This is a genomic window from Pseudomonas sp. 10(2024) (genome assembly GCF_045164175.1).
In the GTDB taxonomy this organism is placed as follows: domain Bacteria; phylum Pseudomonadota; class Gammaproteobacteria; order Pseudomonadales; family Pseudomonadaceae; genus Aquipseudomonas; species Aquipseudomonas alloputida.
On the sequence record NZ_CP174006.1, the window covers coordinates 787,088 to 807,784 of the forward strand.

The 20,697-nt window shown below is 63.7% G+C and carries 18 protein-coding genes; 13 read left to right on the forward strand and 5 right to left on the reverse strand.

From position 1 onward, the window contains the following. Nucleotides 1–4 precede the first annotated feature (4 nt). From ACI7M0_RS03560 to ACI7M0_RS03570, 3 genes are all read left to right on the forward strand, one after another. Nucleotides 5–1,219, forward strand: coding sequence for an MFS transporter (locus ACI7M0_RS03560; protein ID WP_129933724.1), 1,215 nt, complete (start codon nt 5–7; stop codon nt 1,217–1,219). Nucleotides 1,220–1,322: 103 nt separating this feature from the next. Continuing rightward, on the forward strand, nt 1,323–1,460 hold the full coding sequence (locus ACI7M0_RS03565; protein WP_003247435.1) for a hypothetical protein: 138 nt from the start codon (nt 1,323–1,325) through the stop codon (nt 1,458–1,460). A gap of 83 nt (nt 1,461–1,543) precedes the next feature. Beyond that, nucleotides 1,544–2,701, forward strand: a complete 1,158-nt coding sequence (locus ACI7M0_RS03570) for an MFS transporter (RefSeq protein ID WP_129933725.1) — start codon at nt 1,544–1,546, stop codon at nt 2,699–2,701. Between the two features lie 7 nt (nt 2,702–2,708). Here the strand turns inward: ACI7M0_RS03570 and ACI7M0_RS03575 are convergent, their stop codons facing one another. Both ACI7M0_RS03575 and ACI7M0_RS03580 read right to left on the reverse strand, forming a co-directional pair. After that, on the reverse strand, nt 2,709–3,665 hold the full coding sequence (locus tag ACI7M0_RS03575) for a FecR domain-containing protein (protein ID WP_165366990.1): 957 nt from the start codon (nt 3,663–3,665) through the stop codon (nt 2,709–2,711). Beyond that, nucleotides 3,652–4,167 carry a sigma-70 family RNA polymerase sigma factor gene (locus ACI7M0_RS03580; RefSeq protein ID WP_020191527.1) on the reverse strand — a complete coding sequence of 172 codons (516 nt, stop codon included), beginning with the start codon at nt 4,165–4,167 and terminating at the stop codon, nt 3,652–3,654. The genes ACI7M0_RS03575 and ACI7M0_RS03580 overlap by 14 nt, the downstream gene beginning before the upstream one ends. A 171-nt stretch (nt 4,168–4,338) precedes the next feature. On the opposite strand from ACI7M0_RS03580, the gene ACI7M0_RS03585 reads away from it, so the two are divergent. The 3 genes from ACI7M0_RS03585 to ACI7M0_RS03595 are packed head-to-tail and all read left to right on the forward strand — an operon-like array spanning nt 4,339 to nt 8,533. Beyond that, nucleotides 4,339–4,965, forward strand: a complete 627-nt coding sequence (locus tag ACI7M0_RS03585) for a DNA-3-methyladenine glycosylase (RefSeq protein ID WP_129933726.1) — start codon at nt 4,339–4,341, stop codon at nt 4,963–4,965. Nucleotides 4,966–5,012: 47 nt separating this feature from the next. Next, entirely contained in the window at nt 5,013–6,065 is a 1,053-nt protein-coding gene (gene ada, locus ACI7M0_RS03590; protein WP_129933727.1) for a bifunctional DNA-binding transcriptional regulator/O6-methylguanine-DNA methyltransferase Ada, read from the forward strand. 56 nt (nt 6,066–6,121) lie between these two features. Beyond that, on the forward strand, nt 6,122–8,533 hold the full coding sequence (locus ACI7M0_RS03595) for a DUF3772 domain-containing protein (RefSeq protein WP_121161010.1): 2,412 nt from the start codon (nt 6,122–6,124) through the stop codon (nt 8,531–8,533). A 984-nt stretch (nt 8,534–9,517) separates the two neighbouring features. On the opposite strand, the gene ACI7M0_RS03600 is transcribed toward ACI7M0_RS03595, so the two are convergent. From ACI7M0_RS03600 to ACI7M0_RS03610, 3 genes are all read right to left on the reverse strand, one after another. Further along, the gene (locus ACI7M0_RS03600; protein WP_014755310.1) at nt 9,518–10,948 is read right to left on the reverse strand and encodes an aldehyde dehydrogenase family protein; all 1,431 of its coding nucleotides are present in this window, start codon (nt 10,946–10,948) and stop codon (nt 9,518–9,520) included. A gap of 13 nt (nt 10,949–10,961) precedes the next feature. Further along, nucleotides 10,962–12,461: a cytosine permease gene (locus ACI7M0_RS03605; protein WP_010951957.1), complete on the reverse strand. Its 1,500-nt coding sequence runs from the start codon at nt 12,459–12,461 to the stop codon at nt 10,962–10,964. 92 nt (nt 12,462–12,553) lie between these two features. Next, nucleotides 12,554–12,943, reverse strand: a complete 390-nt coding sequence (locus ACI7M0_RS03610) for a nuclear transport factor 2 family protein (protein ID WP_104886694.1) — start codon at nt 12,941–12,943, stop codon at nt 12,554–12,556. A 208-nt stretch (nt 12,944–13,151) separates the two neighbouring features. Between ACI7M0_RS03610 and ycaC the strand changes: the two genes are divergently transcribed. The 7 genes from ycaC (at nt 13,152) to ACI7M0_RS03645 (ending at nt 20,689) form a co-directional block, all read left to right on the forward strand. Further along, nucleotides 13,152–13,772 (forward strand): isochorismate family cysteine hydrolase YcaC, encoded by a 621-nt coding sequence (gene ycaC / locus ACI7M0_RS03615; protein ID WP_010951959.1) that lies wholly within the window; start codon nt 13,152–13,154, stop codon nt 13,770–13,772. Between the two features lie 106 nt (nt 13,773–13,878). Next, entirely contained in the window at nt 13,879–14,694 is an 816-nt protein-coding gene (gene ppk2 / locus ACI7M0_RS03620; protein WP_010951960.1) for a polyphosphate kinase 2, read from the forward strand. Between the two features lie 36 nt (nt 14,695–14,730). After that, a complete protein-coding gene (locus ACI7M0_RS03625; RefSeq protein ID WP_129932893.1) occupies nt 14,731–15,927 on the forward strand; it encodes a monovalent cation:proton antiporter-2 (CPA2) family protein in 1,197 nt (398 codons plus the stop codon). Between the two features lie 40 nt (nt 15,928–15,967). After that, nucleotides 15,968–17,065, forward strand: coding sequence for an AI-2E family transporter (locus ACI7M0_RS03630; RefSeq protein WP_076402554.1), 1,098 nt, complete (start codon nt 15,968–15,970; stop codon nt 17,063–17,065). A gap of 3 nt (nt 17,066–17,068) precedes the next feature. Continuing rightward, nucleotides 17,069–18,583, forward strand: a complete 1,515-nt coding sequence (locus tag ACI7M0_RS03635) for an efflux transporter outer membrane subunit (RefSeq protein ID WP_104886692.1) — start codon at nt 17,069–17,071, stop codon at nt 18,581–18,583. Continuing rightward, a complete protein-coding gene (locus tag ACI7M0_RS03640; RefSeq protein WP_020190535.1) occupies nt 18,580–19,677 on the forward strand; it encodes an HlyD family secretion protein in 1,098 nt (365 codons plus the stop codon). The genes ACI7M0_RS03635 and ACI7M0_RS03640 overlap by 4 nt, the downstream gene beginning before the upstream one ends. Beyond that, nucleotides 19,667–20,689, forward strand: a complete 1,023-nt coding sequence (locus ACI7M0_RS03645; RefSeq protein WP_129932894.1) for a DUF2955 domain-containing protein — start codon at nt 19,667–19,669, stop codon at nt 20,687–20,689. The genes ACI7M0_RS03640 and ACI7M0_RS03645 overlap by 11 nt, the downstream gene beginning before the upstream one ends. Nucleotides 20,690–20,697 lie beyond the last annotated feature (8 nt).

Below are 20,697 nucleotides of genomic sequence, written 5' to 3' on the forward strand. Positions count from 1 at the left end.
GCAAATGGCCATCAGTAGTGCCTCCACCGCATCCACCCCGGCAGCGGCAAGCCAAGCCTCGCCGATGGTGATGCGTATCATCGGTTTCTGCGCCTTGGCGCACTTGATCAACGACCTGATCCAGTCGGTGCTGCCCGCGATCTACCCGATGCTCAAGGCCAACTACGACCTGAGCTTCGCCCAGATCGGCATGATCACGCTCACGTTCCAGATCACCGCCTCGCTGTTGCAGCCTTGGGTCGGCTTCTTCACCGACCGCCGGCCCACGCCAAATCTGTTGCCGCTAGGCACCCTGTGTACGTTGGTGGGGATCGTGATGCTGGCCTTCGTTGGCAGTTTCCCGATGATCCTGCTGGCGTCGGCTTTGGTGGGCATTGGCTCGTCGACCTTCCACCCGGAAACCTCGCGTATTGCACGGCTGGCCTCGGGCGGGCGCTTCGGCCTGGCCCAATCGACCTTCCAGGTCGGTGGCAACACCGGCTCTGCTCTGGGCCCGCTGCTGGCAGCGGCCATCGTCATTCCGTTTGGCCAGACCCATGTGGCCTGGTTCGGCCTGGCCGGGCTGTTCTTCCTCGGCGTTACCCTGATGTTGCGCGGCTGGTACAAGGAACACCTCAATCAGGCCAAGGCGCGCAAGGCGGTGCAGGCCACCCACGGCATTTCGCGCAATCGGGTAATCGCGGCGCTGATCGTGCTGGGCTTGCTGGTGTTCTCCAAGTACTTCTACATGGCCAGCTTCACCAGCTACTTTACCTTCTACCTGATCGAGAAGTTCGGTGTGTCGGTGGCCAGCTCGCAGCTGCACCTGTTCCTGTTCCTCGGCGCGGTGGCGGCGGGCACCTTCTTTGGCGGGCCGATCGGTGACCGTATCGGACGCAAGGCTGTGATCTGGTTTTCGATACTGGGCGTGGCGCCGTTCACGCTGGCGCTGCCGTATGCCGACTTGTTCTGGACCACAGTGCTGAGCGTGGTGATCGGCTTTATCCTGGCTTCGGCGTTTTCCGCGATCGTGGTGTATGCGCAGGAACTGGTGCCGGGCAGCGTGGGCATGATTGCCGGGATCTTCTTCGGCCTGATGTTCGGATTTGGCGGCATTGGCGCTGCGCTGTTGGGGTACGTAGCAGACCTGCGTGGTATCGAATACGTGTATGGGTTGTGCTCGTTCCTGCCATTGTTCGGGTTGTTGGCGGTGTTGCTGCCAAGTACAGGTAAACGCTGAACGCGCCGGGGGCCTGGCAGAGGCCCCTGGGCAATTGACGAGCCCCCCGGAGGTGGCTAGAGTGCCGCCTCTTTTTTCAATCACCTGCGTAGTAGCCAAAGCAATGCGCCGTACCCAGTCCCTCCCACACGCCCGCCAGCCTGCCTTTCAGGCACTGCGTCGTGCATGGCCGAGTGACACGGTGCTCAAGCGCCGCCGCAGCGTGCTGTTTGCCTTCACCTTCTCGCCACACCTCGCCTGAACTGATCTGCGCTATCGCGTCGCTCGCCATTCTGGCGTGCGCGCCTGTTTCTGCACGTCTTTTCGGTTTGCCAGGAGTGGTACATGAACATGCGTTTGTTGGCGGGCTTATTGTTCGCCGTTTCTGTCGTGGGTTTCAGTTTGGGGGCCAGCTTGCCGCTGGTGTCGTTGCGCCTGCATGAAGCGGGGGCGAGCACACTGGAAATCGGCATCATCTCGGCCATCCCTGCCGCCGGCATGATGCTCTCGGCTTTTCTGGTCGACGCCTGCTGCCGCCATCTCACCCGGCGCACTATCTATCTTCTGTGTTTCAGCCTGTGCACGGTCAGCATCGCCTTGCTCGAGTCCGCGTTCGGCTCGTTGTGGCTGCTGGCGTTGCTGCGACTGGGCCTGGGGCTCGGCATGGGGATCGCCATCATCCTCGGCGAGTCGTGGGTCAACGAACTGTGCCCCGAACATAACCGCGGCAAGATCATGGCCCTGTACGCCACCAGCTTTACGGGCTTTCAGGTGCTGGGCCCGGCCATGCTGGCAGCGTTGGGCGCCGATAGCCCGTGGATCACGGGTGTCGTCACGGTCTGTTATGGGCTGGCGTTGCTGTGCATTGTGCTGACGGTGCCTAACGACCATGTCGAGCACGAAGAGGGCGAAAAAAGCTTCGGCCTGGCCGGGTTCTTCCGTGTGGCACCGGCGTTGTGCATGGCGGTGCTGTTCTTCTCGTTCTTCGATGCCGTGGTGCTGTCGCTGCTGCCGGTGTACGCCACCAGCCATGGCTTTGCCGTTGGCGTGGCGGCGTTGATGGTGACGGTGGTGTTTGCCGGCGACATGCTGTTCCAGCTGCCGCTGGGCTGGCTGGCTGATCGGGTTGAGCGCACAGGGCTGCACCTGGCGTGCGGGCTGGTGGCGATGGTGATCGGCATCGGTTTGCCTTGGCTGCTGAGTCTGACCTGGCTGCTGTGGCCGCTGCTGGTGGTGCTGGGCGCGGTGGCGGGGGGGATCTATACCTTGGCGCTGGTGCTGATCGGGCAGCGCTTCAAGGGCCAGGACCTGGTCACTGCCAACGCCAGTGTGGGCTTGCTGTGGGGCGTAGGCAGCCTGGTCGGGCCGCTGGTCAGTGGGGCGGCCATGAATGTCGCGCCGCATGGTTTGCCCATGGCGCTGGCACTGATGGCCGGGCTGTTCGTGTGCTTTGCCAGGCAGTCATACCGGCGCCGTGGGCGGATGCGGGCTGTGGCGCAGTGATATCCCTTTACGCCGCGCCGATGCTTACCCAATAGCGTGTCCTGTACTCGACCCGCACGGGCAGGCTGCGGGTGAGCAGTTGCAGAATCTGCCCGGTGTCAGCCAACTGATAGGTGCCGGAAACCTTCAAGCCCGCCACTTCTGGAGCGCAGCGCAACAGGCCCGGTCGGTATCGGCCGAGTTCGCTGGCAAACTCGGCAAGCGGCATCTGCTGCACGCTGAGTACACCTTCGGTCCAACCCCAGGGGTCGTTGTGCAGTGTTCTGGCCTGAATGCTGCCGTCGGCTGTGACTTGCAAGGTTTCACCGGGCAGCACTTGCCTCGCTGAGGCCGAGGCAGGGAACAGCGTGACTTCACCACGACGCACCGACAGCAGCAGCCCTTGGCTGTTTTCGCGCAGCAACAGCTGGCCATCGAAGGTGGTCAGCGGGCCGACACGGGTGGCGACGTGGAACGGGCGGTTGTCGTTGGGGTTGCTCTCCAGGCTGACCTCGCCATGGATCAGTTTCAGCTGGCGTTGCTCCGCACTGTAGTGCAAGTCGATGGCACTGGCGGTGTTGAGCTGCAGACGGCTGCCGTCACTGCCTTGCCATTGGCGCCGTTCGCCTGTGGCAGTGCTGGTGTCGGCCAGCAGCTGTGGCAGGCCTAGCGGTTCGCGCGTGGCCCAGCCCAGGCTGCCGCCCACGGCCAACAGCCCCAGCAACTTCAGGTGGTCCCTGCGGCTGGCTTTTGGGTGCTGGCTAGCGTCCAGGGTGCGCCGGCTCAGGTCCTTGGGCAGCCCGGCCAGTTCATCACCCAGATTACTGACTCGCTGCCAGGCCAGGCGGTTGTGTGGGTGGCTGGCCAGCCAGTGTTGAAACTGCTGCTCGGTGCGCGGGCTGGGGGTGTCGAAACGCAGCTTCACCAGCCAGTCGATGGCCTGATCGACCTGCGCCTGTGCGGGCGTACCATCAGGCATCGGCATAGCGCAACCGGTAGCAGGCGCCCAGGGCTTTGGCCAGGTCGCGCTCAACGGTGGCCCTGGACACCTCCAGACGTTGGGCAACCTGCACGATGCTCAAACCGTCTAGCTGGGCCAGCAGGAACGCTTGGCGGACGCGCGGTTTCAACTGCTGCAAGGCGCGGTCGAGACGTTCCAGGCTATCGAGGATTACAAGCTTATCCTCTTCGCTGGGCACTTCTGCTTCGGGCAGGTGAGCCAGGCTCTCCTGGTAGGCCCGCTCCAGCGCGCGGCGGCGGAACTGGTCGATCATCAAGCCACGGGCGATGCTGCTGAGGTAGGCGCGGGGTTCTTTGAGCGGCGACACCTGGCGGGCACGCAACAACCGCACGAAGGTATCCTGGGCCAGGTCTGCGGCATGTTCACTGCAACCGACCCGGCTGCGTAACCAGCCACGCAACCAGGCATGGTGAGACTGGTAGAGCAGAGCGACCTCGGTGGGCTTGAGCGTGTCGTTGATCTGCATCGTAGAGAAGGCCCAGTCCAGTGATGTGTGCGATTGTGAATAGTTCTCAATTCTATGCGGGGAAGATGGCGCGGAGCAATGGCATGCCAAAGATTAGCTGCGCAAGAACCGGCGTTTGCCCGATGAACGGCTGCGCTAAGCTGGACCTGCAATCGACTTGATGGAGGTGCAATGATGCTGGCCGACCTTTCGCCCGAGGCCTATCACGAGGCCGCGCAACACCTGGCGGCACTTGACCCGGACTGGTCACGGCATATCGCAGCGATCGGGCCCTGCCTGCACCAGGCTACGCCGGGACGTGAGCCTTATGAGGCATTGGTGCGGGCGATTGCCTACCAGCAACTGCACGCCCGCGCCGCCGAGGCGATCCTGGGGCGTTTGCTGGCATTGTTTCCGGCAGATGATTTTCCCCAGCCAGAGCAGTTGCTGGCGGTATCCCCGGAAACCCTGCGTGCCTGCGGCTTTTCGGCGAGCAAGCTGGTGACGGTCCAGGGCATTGCTCAAGCCACCCTGGAGGGCCTGGTACCGACGCGGGAGCAGGCGTTATCCATGGCTGACGAGGCGTTGATCGAACGCCTGGTGGCGCTGCGCGGGGTAGGGCGGTGGACGGTGGAGATGCTGCTGATCTATAGCCTGGGGCGTTCTGACATTCTGCCGGTGGACGATTTTGGCGTGCGCGAGGGGTATCGGCGGCTCAAAGGGCTGGAGACGGCGCCGACACCGGCGCAAATGCGTTCGCTGGGCGGCGCCTGGCGGCCGTTTCGTACCGTGGCGGCCTGGTACCTGTGGCGGGCCTGAGGTTTTTGCATCGCCCGTACAAGCAACAACATATCCGGGAAACAAAGATGAATCTCTACACCACCCCCGACCAACGCTGGCAAGCCGTAGAGAGCCGCGACACTGCCGCTACAGGCCACTTTGTCTACGCCGTACGTACCACCGGCGTCTACTGCCACCCCGGCTGCAAATCACGCCAGGCCAAGCGCATGAACGTCGAGTTCTACGACACTGCCGCGGCTGCCGAGGCTGCCGGCTACCGTGCTTGCAAACGCTGTATCAGCAAAGCCAGCGCCACCCGCCACAGCCAGCTGGTTACTCACGCCTGCCGCTTGATCGAAACCAGCGACCCCGTTCCAAGCCTCGGCCAACTCAGTGCACGGCTGGCCGTCAGCCCCTTCCACCTGCATCGGCTGTTCAAGGCCGAAACCGGGGTTACCCCCAAAGCCTACGCCACGGCCTTCCGGGCCCGGCGCCTGCGTGCGCACCTGGAAGACGACCAGCACTCGGTCACCGATGCTATCTACAACGCCGGCTACAACTCCAACAGCCGCTTCTACGAAAGCGCCGACCAGCGCCTGGGCATGCGCCCCCGGCAATACCGCGCCGGCGGTGCCGGGGCAACCATTCACTTCGCCCTTGGGCAATGCTCGCTGGGTGCAATACTGGTAGCCCAGAGCGACAAGGGCATCTGCGCGATTCTGCTGGGCGACGACCCCGAGGGCTTGTTGCACGAGCTGCAGGATCAGTTCCCCAAGGCCCACCTGATTGGCGGCGACAGCGCCTACGAACAGAAGGTCGCCGAAGTGATCGGTTTCGTCGAAGCGCCCTCCTTGGGCCTGGCCCTGCCGCTGGATGTGCAAGGCACCGCGTTTCAGGAGCGGGTGTGGCAGGCGCTGCGTGAGGTGCCGGCCGGCAGCCGGGTCAGCTACACCGACATCGCCGAGCGCATTGGCGCCCCCAAGGCCGTGCGGGCGGTCGCCATGGCCTGCGCGGCCAACCGTATTGCCGTGGCCATCCCTTGCCACCGCGTCGTGCGCCGGGATGGCGACATCAGCGGTTACCGCTGGGGCGTGGAGCGCAAACAGCAATTGCTGAAGCGAGAAACGGCACTCTCCTGACCGCCCGAAGCCGCGTAGAATCCCCCGCCAAATCGAATTGCAAAGAGGAATATTCGATGAGGCGTGTCAGCCTTGCCCGTTATTGCCCAGGTCTGATTGCCCTGCTGGCCCTGATGCTGTTGCTTGTCAGCCCAGCTTGGTCGGCCCCGGCCACGCCATTGTCCAACCTGGCGGCTGCCGAGGCGCCCGCACTGGACGAAAACGCCAGCCTCGAACAACTGAGCGACCGCTTGGACCTCATCCGCCAAGGCGTCACCAGCGAGGCCAACGACGACGTGCTGTCGCAACTGCGCCTGGGCGCGATGCAGGTTCAGCGTCAAGCTGATGCATTGAGTGCGCTGCGCACTGCCGATGTGGGAAAACTCGACGATCAGCTGAAGGTTATCGGCCCGGCCCAGCCGGACGAGGCCGCTACCCTGACGCAGCAGCGCAAAGCGCTGGAGGCCGAGAAAAAGGCGCTGGTAGCCCAGCAGGATCAGGCCACCAAGCTGACCCAGTCGGCCCGGGACCTGTCCACGCAAATCGTCAACCTGCGCCGCAGCCAGTTCAATTCGCAAATCACCAGCCGCGCAGCCTCGCCGCTGAGCCCGGCGTTCTGGCAGAGCATCATCCGCCCCACCCAGGACGACGTAGCGCGCCTGCGTGACCTGCGCGGCGAGGCGGCCGACGCCATCAGCAGCGCCTTCAGCGCCGAAAACCGCTGGCTGTTCGTTGCCAGCCTGGTGGCGGCGATTCTGGTGTGGACGTTGGTACGGCGCGTGCTTGAACGCTTGCTGGCCAGTGCCATGATCCGTTGGTTGCCGGAGGGCCGCCTGCGCCGCAGCGCCTTGGCTCTGGGCGTTAGCCTGGCAACCCTGGGCACCATCGCCGGCTCGGTGTCTTTGCTGCGCTGGGGGCTGGAAAGCAATGCGCGATTGGGTTCGGATATCACCAGCCTGACCAATCACATTCTCACCCTGGTGGTGTTCAGTGCCTTCATCACAGGCCTGGGCCGCGCCATGCTGATGCTGCAGCGTCCGTCCTGGCGGTTGCCGGCGATCCACGACGAAGTCGCCAGTGCGCTGGGCTGGTTCCCGAAGGTGCTGGCATTGGCACTGATGGTCATGATGACCATGGAGCGCATGAACAGCGTGATCGGTGCCAGCCTGGCGCTGACGGTGGCCGTCAACGGGCTGACCGCGCTGGTGGTGGCGCTCACCTTTGCAGGCGCGCTGCTGTGTTACCGCCGCACCCTGCGCAAGCATGACCTGGAGCGCCCGACGGGCCTGGCCGGGCTGATCCCGTTCGTGATGGTCATCTGGCTGACGTTGATCCTGCTGGCACTGCTCACCGGCTACCTGACACTCGCCTATTTCCTCACCGCCAAGCTGTTGTGGGTCAGCCTGGTGATCACCTGTGCCTACTTGCTGACCACCTTCTTCGGCGACCTGTGCGAAACCCTGCTGTCGCCCCGCCAGCCCGGTGGCCTGGCACTGGCGTCGACCCTGGGCCTGGCGCCTCGCCATCAGGCGCAGGCCAGCACCATACTGGCCGGCATCGGCCGCACTGTCGTGCTGTTCCTGGCACTGCTGCTGGTGTTGATGCCGTCGGGCACCAGCCCTAGCGAATTGCTGTTGAGTCTGGGCGACTGGGATGGGACCGGCGGCAAGGTGCTCGGCAACCTGAACATCGTGCCGCAGGACATCCTGCTGGCCTTGGCGATCTTCCTCGGTGGCCTGTTCGCCATCCGTGTGGTCAAGCGCTGGCTGAGCGACCGCCTGCTGCCGGAAACCGAGATGGACGCCGGCATGCGGGCCTCGCTGGTGACCCTGGTGGGTTACCTGGGTTTCCTGTTCCTGGCCATGCTGGTGATGTCGACCTTGCGTATCAACCTCACCAGCCTGACCTGGGTGGTCAGTGCCCTGTCGGTCGGTATCGGTTTCGGTTTGCAGCAGATCGTGCAGAACTTCATTTCCGGCCTGATCCTGCTGACCGAGCGCCCGGTGAAGGTCGGCGACTGGGTCAGCCTGGCGGGTGTCGAGGGTGATATCCGCCGCATCAACGTGCGCGCCACGGAGATCCAGATGTCTGACCGTTCCACGGTGATCGTGCCCAACTCGCAGTTCATCTCGCAGAACGTGCGCAACGTGACCATGGGCAATGCGCTGGGCGTGGTCAGCATTACCCTGACACTGCCGCTGGAGACTGATGCCAACCGCGTCCGGGAGCTGCTGCTGGCGGCTTACCATGAGCATGAGGCGATTCTGGATGCGCCAGCTGCCTCGGTGTCGTTCAAGGACCTGACGGCCAGCGGCATGGTGATTGGTGTGAGTGGCTATGTGGCCGGGCCGCGGCAGGTATCGGGAGCCCGCAGCGACCTGCTGTTCACCATTCTTGGCCGGTTGCGTGATGAAGGCATTCCACTGTCTTCGCCGCAGAGCATGGTGCTGGTGCAGGAGGGCGCGCGGCCGGCTGACGAGTCGGTGTAGGCATCGGGGGGCAGTCCAGCTGGTAGGAGCGGGTTTACCCGCGAAAGGGCCGGCCCTGCTGGCCAATCTCCCCCGCCGTTCACCGTTGCCGCCGCCACCGTATTCGCGGGTAAACCCGCTCCTACGCAGATTGGTGGTGGACACACCTCGGGGGTTGGACACAGGCCGTTGTGTAGGATCGGGTTTACCCGCGAATGGGCCGGCCCTGCTGGCCAATTTCCCCCGGTGTTCACCGTTGCCGCCGCTACCGTATTCGCGGGTAAACCCGCTCCTACGCAGATTGGTGGTGGACACACCTCGGGGGTTGGACACAGACCGTCGTGTAGGAGCGGGTTCACCCGCGAAGAGGCCGGCCCTGCTGGCCAATCTCCACCCGCGGTTCACCGTTGCCGCCGCTACCGTATTCGCGGGTAAACCCGCTCCTACGCAGATTGGTGGTGGCCACACCTCGGGGGTTGGACACAGACCGCCGTAGGACCGGGTTCACCCGCGAAGAGGCCGGCCCTGCTGGCCAATCTCCACCCGCGGTTCACCGTTGCCGCCGCTACCGTATTCGCGGGTAAACCCGCTCCTACGCGGATTGGTGGTGGACACACCTCGGGGGTTGGACACAGGCCGTCGTGTAGGAGCGGGTTCACCCGCGAAGAGGCCGGCCCTGCTGGCCAATCTCCACCCGCCGTTCACCGTTGCCGCCGCTACCGTATTCGCGGGTAAACCCGCTCCTACGCAGATTGGTGGTGGACACACCTCGGGGGTTGGACACAGGCCGTGTGTAGGAGCGGGTTCACCCGCGAAGAGGCCGGCCCTGCTGGCCAATCTCCACCCGCCGTTCACTGTTGCCGCCGCTACCGTATTCGCGGGTAAACCCGCTCCTACGCAGATTGGTGGTGGACACACCTCGGTGGTTGGACACAGACCGCTGTAGGAACGGGTTTACCCGCGAACACCGGCAGAGCCGGTGCCATTACGCGGCCCCTTGCGATATCAGCCCAGGCAGCGGGTTACGTGCTTGACCGACTGATAGGCCGACAACCCCCAAGGCCCCAGCTCACGGCCGATCCCGCTGCCCTTGGTGCCCCCCCATGACGTTTCGACGAACACCGCCTGCACCGAGTTGATCCACACATGGCCAACCTCCAGCGCATCGGCCACGCGCTCGGCGCGTTCCAGGTCGGCGGAGCATACTGTAGCCACCAGCCCGAAGCGGCTGTCATTGGCTTCGGCAATGGCCTGTTCCTCGGTGGCAAAGCGCCGTGCGCAGAGCACCGGGCCAAAGATTTCCTCGGTCCACAGGCGGCTGTCTTTCGGCACATCGGTATACAGCGTCGGGCTGACGAACCAGCCTTCACGGTCCAGTGCATGGCCGCCTGCCAGGCACTGCAAACCTTCTTCCCGCGCCGTGGCAAAGTAGCTGGCCACCTTCAACCATTGCGCTTGGCTGGTCAGCGGGCCCATGTCGACCTCTTCGGTCAAAGGATTACCCACCCGCAGGTTTTCCAGTGCCGCCTGCAAGCGCGGCAGCAGTGCATCGGCAATGCCGTCCTGCACCAGCAGCCGCGATGTGGCCGAACACATCTGGCCGGCATTCCAGCTGATGCCGGCAACAATCCATTCCACTGCCTGGTCGACATCGCAATCATCGAACACCACGATGGCCGACTTGCCGCCCAGTTCCAGCGTCACCGGCCGGCACTGCGCCGAAGCGCTGCGCATCACCTGGCTGCCGACGCTGTTGCTACCGGTGAAGGACAACTTGTCCAGGCCGTTGTGATTGCTCAGCGCGGCGCCGGTCTCGGCCTTGCCGTTGACGATGTTCAGCACCCCGGCGGGCAGGCCAAGGGCGTCGGCGATCTGGCCGTAGGCCTGCTCGATCAGCGGGGTGACCTCTGAAGGCTTGAGCACCACGGTGCAACCGGCGGCCAGGGCCGGGGCAAGTTTCCAGGCGCTGGTCACCAACGGGAAGTTCCACGGCACGATCAGGCCGACCACACCCACCGGTTCAAGGCGGGTGCGGGCGGTGAAACCCGGCGCAGCCAGCGGCACAGTGCGGTTTTTCGATGGCAGCTGCTCGGCCAGCTCGGCGTAATAGCCAAAGGTGGCGATGGCGTCATCCAGGTCGATTTCCGCTTCGTGACGCGGTTTGCCGTTATTGCGCATCTGCACGGTGACAAGCGCTTCGCGGCGCTGCCCGAGCTGTTCGGCAAAACCACGCAGGAAGGCGGCACGTTCACTGGCGCAGGTGCTTTTCCAGGCGGGCAGGGCGCTGCGGGCAGCGGCGACGGCCTGGTCGACCTGGCTCACGCTGGCGGCCATCAGCTCGGCGAACGGTTGCCCCAGCGCAGGGTCGTTGACGCTGATGCAGTCGCTGCCTTGGCCTTCGACCCAATGGCCGGCGATATAGTGGGAAGTGGTCATGGTCGGTTTCCAGTCAGGCCATTTCGGCGGTGGTCACAGGCGTATGCGCGGTGCTTTTGCAACGCACCCATCGCGGGCCCAGGGGGCCATACACGCCAGCAGGTTCAGGGAACAGGTTGAGCAACAGCAGGTACAGCACGCCAGCCAGCCCCAGCGTGACCGGCAGGCTCAGGTCGATGCCGCCCGCCAGGTCACCCAGTGGGCCGACGAACTGCCCCGGCAGGTTGACGAAGCACAGGCCAACCGCCGCGCTGGGGATCCACGCCCCCATGCCGCGCCAGTTCCAGCCGTGCAGGAACCAGTAGTGGCCACCACGCTGGCCGCGGGTGAATACCTGCAGGTCATCGGCGTGGTAGAAGCCGCGGCGGGTAATCAGGCCAAGGATCATGATCACCATCCACGGGCTGGTGCAGGTAATGATCAGCACGGCAAAGGTCGATACGCTCTGCACAAGGTTGAAGGTGAAGCGGCCAATGAAGATGAAGCCAATCGCCAGCACGCCGATCAGCAGCGTAGCGCCAGCACGGCTGAGCAGGCGCGGGAACACGCTGGACATGTCCAGGCCGGTGCCATACAGCGCGGTGGTGCCGGTGGACATGCCGCCGATCACCGCAATCAGGCATACCGGTAGGAAGAACCAGCTAGGGGCAACTGCTAGTAGGCCGCCGACATAGTTGTTGGCGGCAATGTAGTCCGGCGCCTGGGTGGCGACCAGGGTGGCCGTACACAGGCCGAACAGGAACGGAATCAGCGTCGCCCCCTGTGCCGCGATCACTGCCAGCATGATGCGTGCCTTGGGGGTTTCGCGTGGAATATAGCGTGACCAGTCACCCAGGAAGGCGCCAAACGACACCGGGTTGCTCATGGCCAGGATCGCCGCGCCGACGAACGCAGCCCAGAAGCCTGCCTGGCCAAGGTTGACGCTGCCTGCGTAGCCGGCATCGAAGGGCCCGGCAAAGGCGACGATGCCCAGCAGGAACAGCAGGCTCGAGGCCCACACGGCAATCTTGTTGACCCACAGCATGAAGCGGAAGCCAAAGATGCATACCACCAGTACCAGCACCGCGAACAAGCCGTAGGCCAGGCCCAGGGTCAGGTCGGTCTCTGGCAGGCCGGCCAGGCGCTTGGCACCACCGACCAACGCATCGCCCGAGCTCCACACCGAGAGCGAGAAAAACGCCACCGCCGTAAGCAGCGACAGGAACGAGCCGACGATGCGCCCGTGTACACCAAAGTGCGCACCCGATGAAACGGCGTTGTTGGTGCCGTTAAGCGCGCCGAACAGCCCCATCGGTGCAAGGATCAGCGCGCCGATGCCAACGCCAAGCAGAATCGCCCACACACCCGCCTGGAAAGACAACCCGAAAAGCACCGGGAAGCTGCCCAGTACGGCGGTAGCGAAGGTATTGGCACCGCCGAAGATCAGGCGGAACAGGTCTAGCGGGGAGGCGTCGCGTTGATCGGCGGGGATCTGTTCGACGCCGTTGGTCTCGATACCGGTCGAGTGGCTCATGGTGGTGCTCCAGCGCGGTTGTTGTAGCCAGCGCAGTGCGCGGGCCTTCTTGTGGGTGCGATGGCAGGGCGGCAGCGCCGCGTAAAGGGTGATCAGGCCGGTGTTACGACCGACAGGTGCTCGTGGCAGGCCAGCCACAGGTCACCATGGCGACGGAAGACGATGGTCTCGCGCTCGCTCAACGGGTGTTCTTCACCGCCGATGCGGATACGCGTGGCCACATCGTGCATGAACACAGCCACGTCGCCTTGCAGGCTTACATGGGCGTTGCCCGATTCGCAGGCAAGCACGGTAAAGCCCTCGGCCTGCCACTGGGCCCAGAGCTCTTCATAGGCGCGACGCGACAGCAGCGGATACGGCAAGGTGTGGAACAGAAAGGTGGCGTCTTCGCTGAAGCAAGCGAAATAGCGGGCGGTGTCGTTGCTGGCGAACGCCGCGACGAGGTCGGCGGCGGCTTGCCGCACTTGAAGTGTCTGGTCCACGGGAGTGGCCTCACGGTTTATTGTGATTGTGGTGAAGCGATTCTGGTGGCGGTGGGCGAGGGGAAAAATCGCTGGCGGCAAATAATCAGTTCAGGAATTTGTGAAGTGATGGGGGACGCCAGAACAGGCAAGCCGACTGACGGTCTCTCCCACCCCCCATCCTTGCCTACGCTGATACTCCCAACCCGCTGAAGCAAGGAGATCCACCGTGGCCTTCCAATACAAGCGTCTGGACAAGAACAACGCAGCCGTACTGCTGGTCGACCATCAGACCGGTTTGCTCTCGCTGGTAAGGGACATCGACCCCGACCGCTTCAAGAACAACGTGTTGGCCCTGTCCGACCTGGCCAAATACTTCAAGCTGCCGACCATCCTCACCACCAGTTTCGAGACTGGGCCCAACGGCCCGCTGGTGCCGGAACTGAAAGAGCAGTTCCCTGATGCCCCCTACATTGCACGTCCGGGCAACATCAACGCCTGGGACAACGAAGATTTCGTCAAAGCGGTAAAAGCCACCGGCAAGAAGCAGCTGCTGATTGCTGGTGTGGTCACTGAAGTATGCGTGGCCTTCCCGGCCCTGTCGGCATTGGAGGAGGGCTTCGAGGTATTCGTCGTCACCGACGCCTCTGGCACGTTCAACGAACTGACCCGTGATTCGGCCTGGCGACGCATGGAGGCTGCCGGGGCGCAGCTGATGACCTGGTTCGGCGTGGCCTGCGAACTGCACCGTGACTGGCGCAACGACATCGAAGGGCTGGGTACTCTGTTCTCCAACCATATCCCGGACTACCGCAACCTGATGACCAGTTACAACAAGCTGGCCAAATAGTGCCTCCCGGGGGCTGCACGACAGCCCCCACATCAATCTGCAAGCGAAGCGGCAAACTGGCATTAATCGACCATACTCACTCTTCATTAGCCTTCAGGAGCGTGTCATGTCGAAGCCGTCCAGGAAGCCCCCCAAAAAACAGCCAGAAAAGCTGGGCGGTAAGGCGTACGAAAAAGCGCTCAAGAACCTGCATGTAGAGTTGGTGAAGCTACAGGAGTGGGTGGTCGCCAAGGGCCTGAAGGTATGCATTGTCTTCGAAGGCCGCGATGGCGCCGGCAAGGGTGGCACCATCAAGGCCATTACCGAGCGTGTCAGCCCGCGGGTGTTTCGTGTAGTGGCGCTGCCCGCACCGACCGAGCGGGAAAAGACCCAGATGTACGTGCAGCGTTACCTGGGCCATCTGCCTGCGGCGGGTGAAGTGGTGATCTTCGATCGCAGCTGGTACAACCGTGCGGGCGTTGAGCGGGTAATGGGCTTTTGCTCTGGCGAGCAAGTGGACAAGTTTCTGACCGGAGTACCCGGGTTCGAAAGGGTCATGGTCGATTCAGGGATCATCCTCATCAAGTACTGGCTTGAAGTCAGCGCCGATGAGCAGACACGGCGCCTGCAGGATCGCATCAACGACGGCCGCAAGCTGTGGAAGTTGTCGCCGATGGACCTCAAGTCGTATAGCCGCTGGGATGAATACACCCAAGCGCGTGACGAAATGTTCCAGGCGTCGGATACCGCCTGGGCACCGTGGTTCATGGCCAATTCCAACGACAAACGTCGCGCGCGGCTGAATATCATCAGCCACCTGCTCAGCCGTATTCCCTACAAGGACATAACCCGCGACCAGCAGGTGAAGCTGCCCAAACGCGGCAAGATCGGCAAGTACAAGGCAGTCGCCTACCCGTTCAAGTTCGTCGAAGAACGCTTCTGAACCCCTCCCAGCAGGGAGCTGCGAAGGTACGAGCTCATGCCACATGACGGCAGCCTGTTGCAGGCGACGGTGGTATTCCTTTTGGCGGTGGTACTTCTGGTACCGCTGGCGCAGCGTCTGAAAATGGGCGCAGTACCGGGATACCTGTTGGCGGGTATCCTGATTGGTCCGTCGGTGTTTGGCCTGCTCGGCAACCCGGACAACGTGGCGCGGCTGTCGGAAATGGGCGTGGTCATGCTGTTGTTCGTGATTGGCCTGGAGCTGTCCCCAAAGCGTCTGTGGACCATGCGCCGGGCGCTATTTGGCGTCGGCAGCTTGCAAGTGGGGCTGACCGCTGTGCTGCTTGGGCTACTGGCATTCTGGCTGTTCGACCAATCGAAACCTGCCGCCATCGTGCTGGGCCTGGGCCTGGCGCTGTCGTCCACCGCCTTTGGCTTGCAGGTACTGGCCGAGCGCAAGGACCTGGGCAAACCTCATGGCCGCCTGGCCGTGGCCATCCTGCTGTTCCAGGACATTGCCGCCATTCCCTTGATTGCCGTGGTGCCGCTGCTCGGTGGCGATGTCAGCACTGCTGACGAAGGTGCCTGGCCCTTGCTGGCTGTGGTTGTCGGCATTGGTGTGCTGATTGTTTTTGGCCGTTATCTGCTGACCCCGATATTCAAGTGGACGGTGGGTTCGGGCCTGCCTGAACTGTCGACCGCCACGGCCTTGCTGGTCGTGCTGGGCACCGCTTGGTTGATGGAGCATGTGGGTGTGTCGATGGCGCTGGGGGCCTTCCTGGCCGGTGTGCTGATGGCCGAGTCGCCGTTTCGCCACGAACTGGAAACCCAGATCGAGCCGATCAAAGGCCTGTTTCTTGGATTGTTCTTCGTTGGCGTAGGTATGAGTGCCGACCTGCGTCTGCTGTTCGGCATGCCGCTGATGGTGTTGGGCCTGACGTTGCTGCTGGTCGCCATCAAGCTGCCCTTGTTGTATGGCCTGGGGCGCACGATGGGTGGGCTCAACAAGGCCCAGGCGCTCTGCCTGGGCGTGGTGCTGGCTTCGGGGGGCGAGTTCGCCTTCGTGGTGTTCAAGCTGGCGCTGGAGCACCAAGTGCTCACGCAAGCGGTACACGACCTGCTGGTGCTGGCCATCACCTTGTCGATGGCGGTGGTGCCCTTGGTCATGATGGCCTTGGCGCGGCAGCTGCGCGATGACAGCCCTGTGCAGGCATCCCCTGAAACGGGGCAGTGAATTGCGCCGTGCTGGTGCATTGAATATCGGGAGATGAATCATGCAGTCGAGTTTCAAGTTGGACAGCGCCCTTTCGCGGGGCTTGCTCGATGTGCTCATCAAGGCCGGTCTGGTGGCAGCCTTGGTGATCTTCGCCTTCCAGGTGTTCCAGCCGTTCCTGGAGTTGATGCTGTGGGCGGTGATTCTGGCGGTCACCTTGTACCCGTTGCATTGCCGCATCCAGCGCCGCACCGGGCTCAAGCAAGGCTATGCGGCGACGCTGGTGGTGCTATTGGTTCTGGTGCTGCTGCTGGTGCCTATCTACCTGGTGGTGATGTCCATCGGCGAATCGGTGGACAGCCTGGTGACGCTACTCAAGAGCGGCGCCTGGAGCGTGCCGGTCCCGCCTGATTCCGTGGCGGCCTGGCCACTGATCGGGCCGAAGGTGCACGCGCTGTGGTTGGCGGCCTCCGAAAACATGGCCAGTGTACTGAATCAGTGGATGCCCCAGATCAAGGGGGCCGGGCTAACGGTGCTGGGCGCTGCGGCCAGCGCCGGCGGGGCCTTCCTTCTGTTCATCGGCGCAATCATCATTTCCGGGGTCATCATGGCCTTCGGTGAACGAGGTGAAATCGCTACCCAACGCATCGCCATGCGGGTTTCAGGCGCAGAGCGCGGTAAACCCTTGGCCACACTGTGCACGGCCACCATTCGCGCGGTGGCACAAGGGGTGATCGGCATTGCCTTCATCCAGATGTTGCTGATCGGTGTCGGCTTTGTCGTCAAAGGGGTTCCCGGTGCCGGGATGCTGGCCATCGTCATCCTCATGCTGGGCATTGCACAGGCCCCGGCGACGCTGGTGACCTTGCCGGTGATCATTTATGTGTTCAACGCCGAAGGCTTCACGGTGGCGACCATCATTTTTGCCATCTACACCTTCGTCGCCGGCCTTGCCGACAACGTGCTCAAGCCGCTGCTGCTGGGGCGCGGGGTTGATGTACCGATGCCGGTGGTACTGATTGGGGCATTGGGCGGCATGGTGGTCAAAGGCATCATCGGCTTGTTCATCGGCCCGGTAATCCTCGGCGTGACGTACGTGCTGTTCTGGCAATGGGTTGCGCTGCAGGTGCCGGAGCAACCGGCACCCCCTGCCGCCTGAGCCATGCCCAACCGCTGCTATGGCCTGGGGCTGCTGATGGTGCTGGCCGGTTGCACTCAGGTTGGTCCGGATTTCGAGAAGCCCCAAGCGCCGTGGCTGGACGGCTGGAGCACGCCAATGCTGGAGCAGGCAGGGCGCAGCGCGGCGGCGCCCGACCTGCGCCAGTGGTGGGCGGTGTTTGCCGACCCGACCCTGGACGCGTTGATAGCCGAGGCCGATGCCAACAACACCAACCTGCGCGTGGCTGGCCTGCGTATCGCTGAAGCCCGTGCCCAGTTGGCCATCGTGCAGACCGGGCGTTATCCGCAGCTGCAGCAACTGAGTGCGCAGAGCCTGTATCTGAAGCAGAATCAGTCTGGTACGCCTTCGGCCCGTGATTCGGTGTTCTGGCAATCCAGCGTGGGCTTCGACATCGGCTGGGAAATTGACTTCTGGGGCCGCTTCAGTCGCGCCATCGAAAGCGCCGATGCCGTCTACTTCGCCTCCCAGGCCAACTACGCCGATGCCATGCTGCTGCTGCGTGCGCAGGTGGCCGACACCTACTTTGCCCTGCGTACCGCCGAGGCGCGGCTGGCTATTGCACAAGAGAACGCCAAGCGCCAGGCGCGTAGCCTGGAGATTACCGAGCGGTTGTTCCGCCACGGCGAAAATGACGAGCTCGACTGGCAGCAGGCGCGTACTCAATATCTGGCGACCCTGGCCACCATTCCCGAGTTCGAGAACCAGCTCAACGCCCTGCGCAACGTACTGTGCTCGCTGCTTGGCCGCCCGCCCGGGCCGCTGCCGCAGCTGGAGGCCGGGCATGGCCAACTGCCCTTGCCCAACCGGGCAGTGTTGCAGGATGTACCTGCCAGCCTGCTGCAGCGCCGCCCGGACATCCGCGCCGCCGAGCAGGCAGTGGCGGCGCAGTCGGCGCTGGTCGGGGTGGCCGAGGCCGATCTTTATCCACAGCTGAGCTTGCTCGGCAGTATCGGCTGGACCTTCCTATCGGCCAATCATCTGCCCGACACCTTCGACCTGGCGGCTGGCCCAAGCCTGATCTGGAACCCGTTCGACTATGGCCGGCGCAAGAACACCGTACGCGTGGAAGATGCTCGGTTGCAGCAACTGATCGAGTTGTACCAGCAGGGCGTGCGCGAAGCCGCCCGTGAGGCCGACGATGCTGCCAGCGGGCTGGTGCGCTCGCTGCAGAGTGCAACCATTCGCGACCAGGCCTCTCAGGCTGCACAGCGCTCGCTGAATTTGGCCAGCTCACAGTATCGCGAAGGCTTCGCCGATTTTCAGCGGGTGCTCGATGCTCAGCAACTGCTGTTGCAGCAACAGGACGGCTACCTGGTCAGCCGTGGCAACGCGGTCAGCAGCCTGGTGACGTTGTACAAGGCCCTGGGCGGTGGTTGGGACGCCAGCCGCGCGCCGATCGACCCGGCCACCCGCCAGCAAATGCAGCAACGCACCGACTGGGGCGAGTTGCTTGACGAGCCAGCCCCCACCGCGCATGCACAAGGTGAAACCGAATGAGCGACGCCACGCCCACGCCGCCCCCGTCAGCCCCGGATCGCGGCATGCGCTGGGTGCTGCTGCTGATTGCCGTCAGCCTGCTCTGGTACTTGCTGGCTGACCGCTATACGCCGTACACCCAGCAAGCTCGCCTGCAGGCTTACGTAGTCCCGGTGGCCGCCGAAGTGGCCGGGCAGATCAAGCGTGTGGCCGTAGGCAACAACCAGGAGGTGCGCCAGGGTGATGTGCTGTTCGAACTCGATCAGGAGCAGTACCGCATTGCCTTGGCCCGTGCCGAAGCCGACCTCGATACCGTGCGCCGGCAGATCGGCGCCAGTACCGCCGGCATCGATTCGGCGCAGGCAGCGCTGGTGGCCGCCCAGGCCAACGAACGCAAGGCGCGGCAGGACGCCGAGCGCCTCAAACGGCTGATTGACGAAGACCCCGGTACGGTGTCGGTGCGCCGCCTGGAAGGCGCCCAGGCCACCCGCGACCAGGCCATCAGCCAAGTGGCGGCGGCCCGCGCCGAGGTGGAGCGCGCCCGTGAGCAGCAGGGCGGGGCACAGGAAGACAACGCCCAACTGCGCAGTGCCGCGGCCAATGTGGAAAAGGCCCGCCTGGACCTTGCCCGTACCGTGGTGCGTGCCGACGCAAACGGTTTGATCACCGACCTGCGCACAGACGTTGGCCACTATGTCGGGGCGGGCAGCCCGATGATGACCCTGATCAGTATCCATGATGTGTGGATAAGTGCCGACATGACCGAGAACAACCTAGGTCGCTTGCGCCCTGAAACCCCGGTGCTGGTGGTGCTCGATGCGCTACCGGGCACTGTGTTGAAAGGGCGTATACGCAGCATTGGCTATGGCGTGAGCGTGGGCCAGAGCACGCCGCCGGGTACGCTGCCGACCGTGCAGAATAGCCGCGAGTGGCTGCGTTCGGCGCAGCGCTTTCCGGTGATTGTCGAACTGGAGCGCGATCAGCTTCAGGACAAGACCGTGCTGCGGGTTGGTGGGCAGGCCGAGGTCATGGCCCTGCCTAGCGAAGGCAACCCACTGAACCTGCTGGGCCGGTTGTTCATGTGGCTGATGAGCTGGCTGTCGTATGCCTATTGAATTGCGCCGCCTGCGCGCACTGCGCCTGGCCTGGGGCGTGGCGCTGTGCCTGGCGGTGAGCTTTGGTATCGGCTTGCCGGTGCCGATCCTGGCGCCGGTGTTTGCGGTGCTGTTGCTGGCCATGCGCAGTCAGCCATTGCCCCTGCGTGCAGCACCGGCCCTGGCGCTACTGGTGCTGCTCGCTTGCGGCAGCGGTTTGCTGCTGATTCCGCTGTTGCGCCATGCTCCGTTGGCTGGGGTGTTACTGGTTGGGATGGGTGTTTTCCTGACCTTGCGCTATGCGCTGAAGGGCGGCAACGGCTTGCTGGCCAACCTGCTGGTGATCGGCCTGACCATGATCGCCGCTGCCGGCACCAGTGACTTCACCCTGGCATTGTCGGTGGTCGAAGCGCTGGCCAAAGGCATGCTGCTGGCAGTGCTGGGCACGTCGGTGGCGCATACGTTGTTCCCCGAACCTGCCAATGCGCCAGCACCGCCGGTGCCGCCGCTGCTGGGTAGCGAGCATGTCAGCTGGGTGGCGCTGCGTGCCACGTTGATCGTGATGCCGGCCTTTCTGCTGGCATTGATCGCCCCTGACCAGTACATGCCGTTGATCATGAAGGCCGTGAGTGTGGGGCAACAAGCAGGCGAAACCCGCGCGCGGCACGCCAGCCGGGAGCTGATCGGTTCAACCTTGCTTGCCGGGGTGTTGGCGATAGCGCTGTGGGTAGCGCTGAGCCTGTTCGTTCACCTGTGGATGTTCTTCTTGTGGGTACTGCTGTTCGCCCTTTGGCAGGCTCGGCGCCTGTACCAGGCGGTGCCGAGCCGGCAGAGCCCGGCGTACTGGGTCAGTTGCCTGACGACCATGTTGATCTTGCTGGGGCAGTCGGTGCAGGACAGTGCAGGTGGGCAGGATGTGTATAAGGCATTTGCGGTGCGTATGGCGCTGTTTCTGGCGGTATCGGTGTATGCCAGCGCCATGTTGATCTGGATTGACCGGCTTCGGAGTCGGCGCGGGCTTCTTCGCAGTTAAGCCCGCTC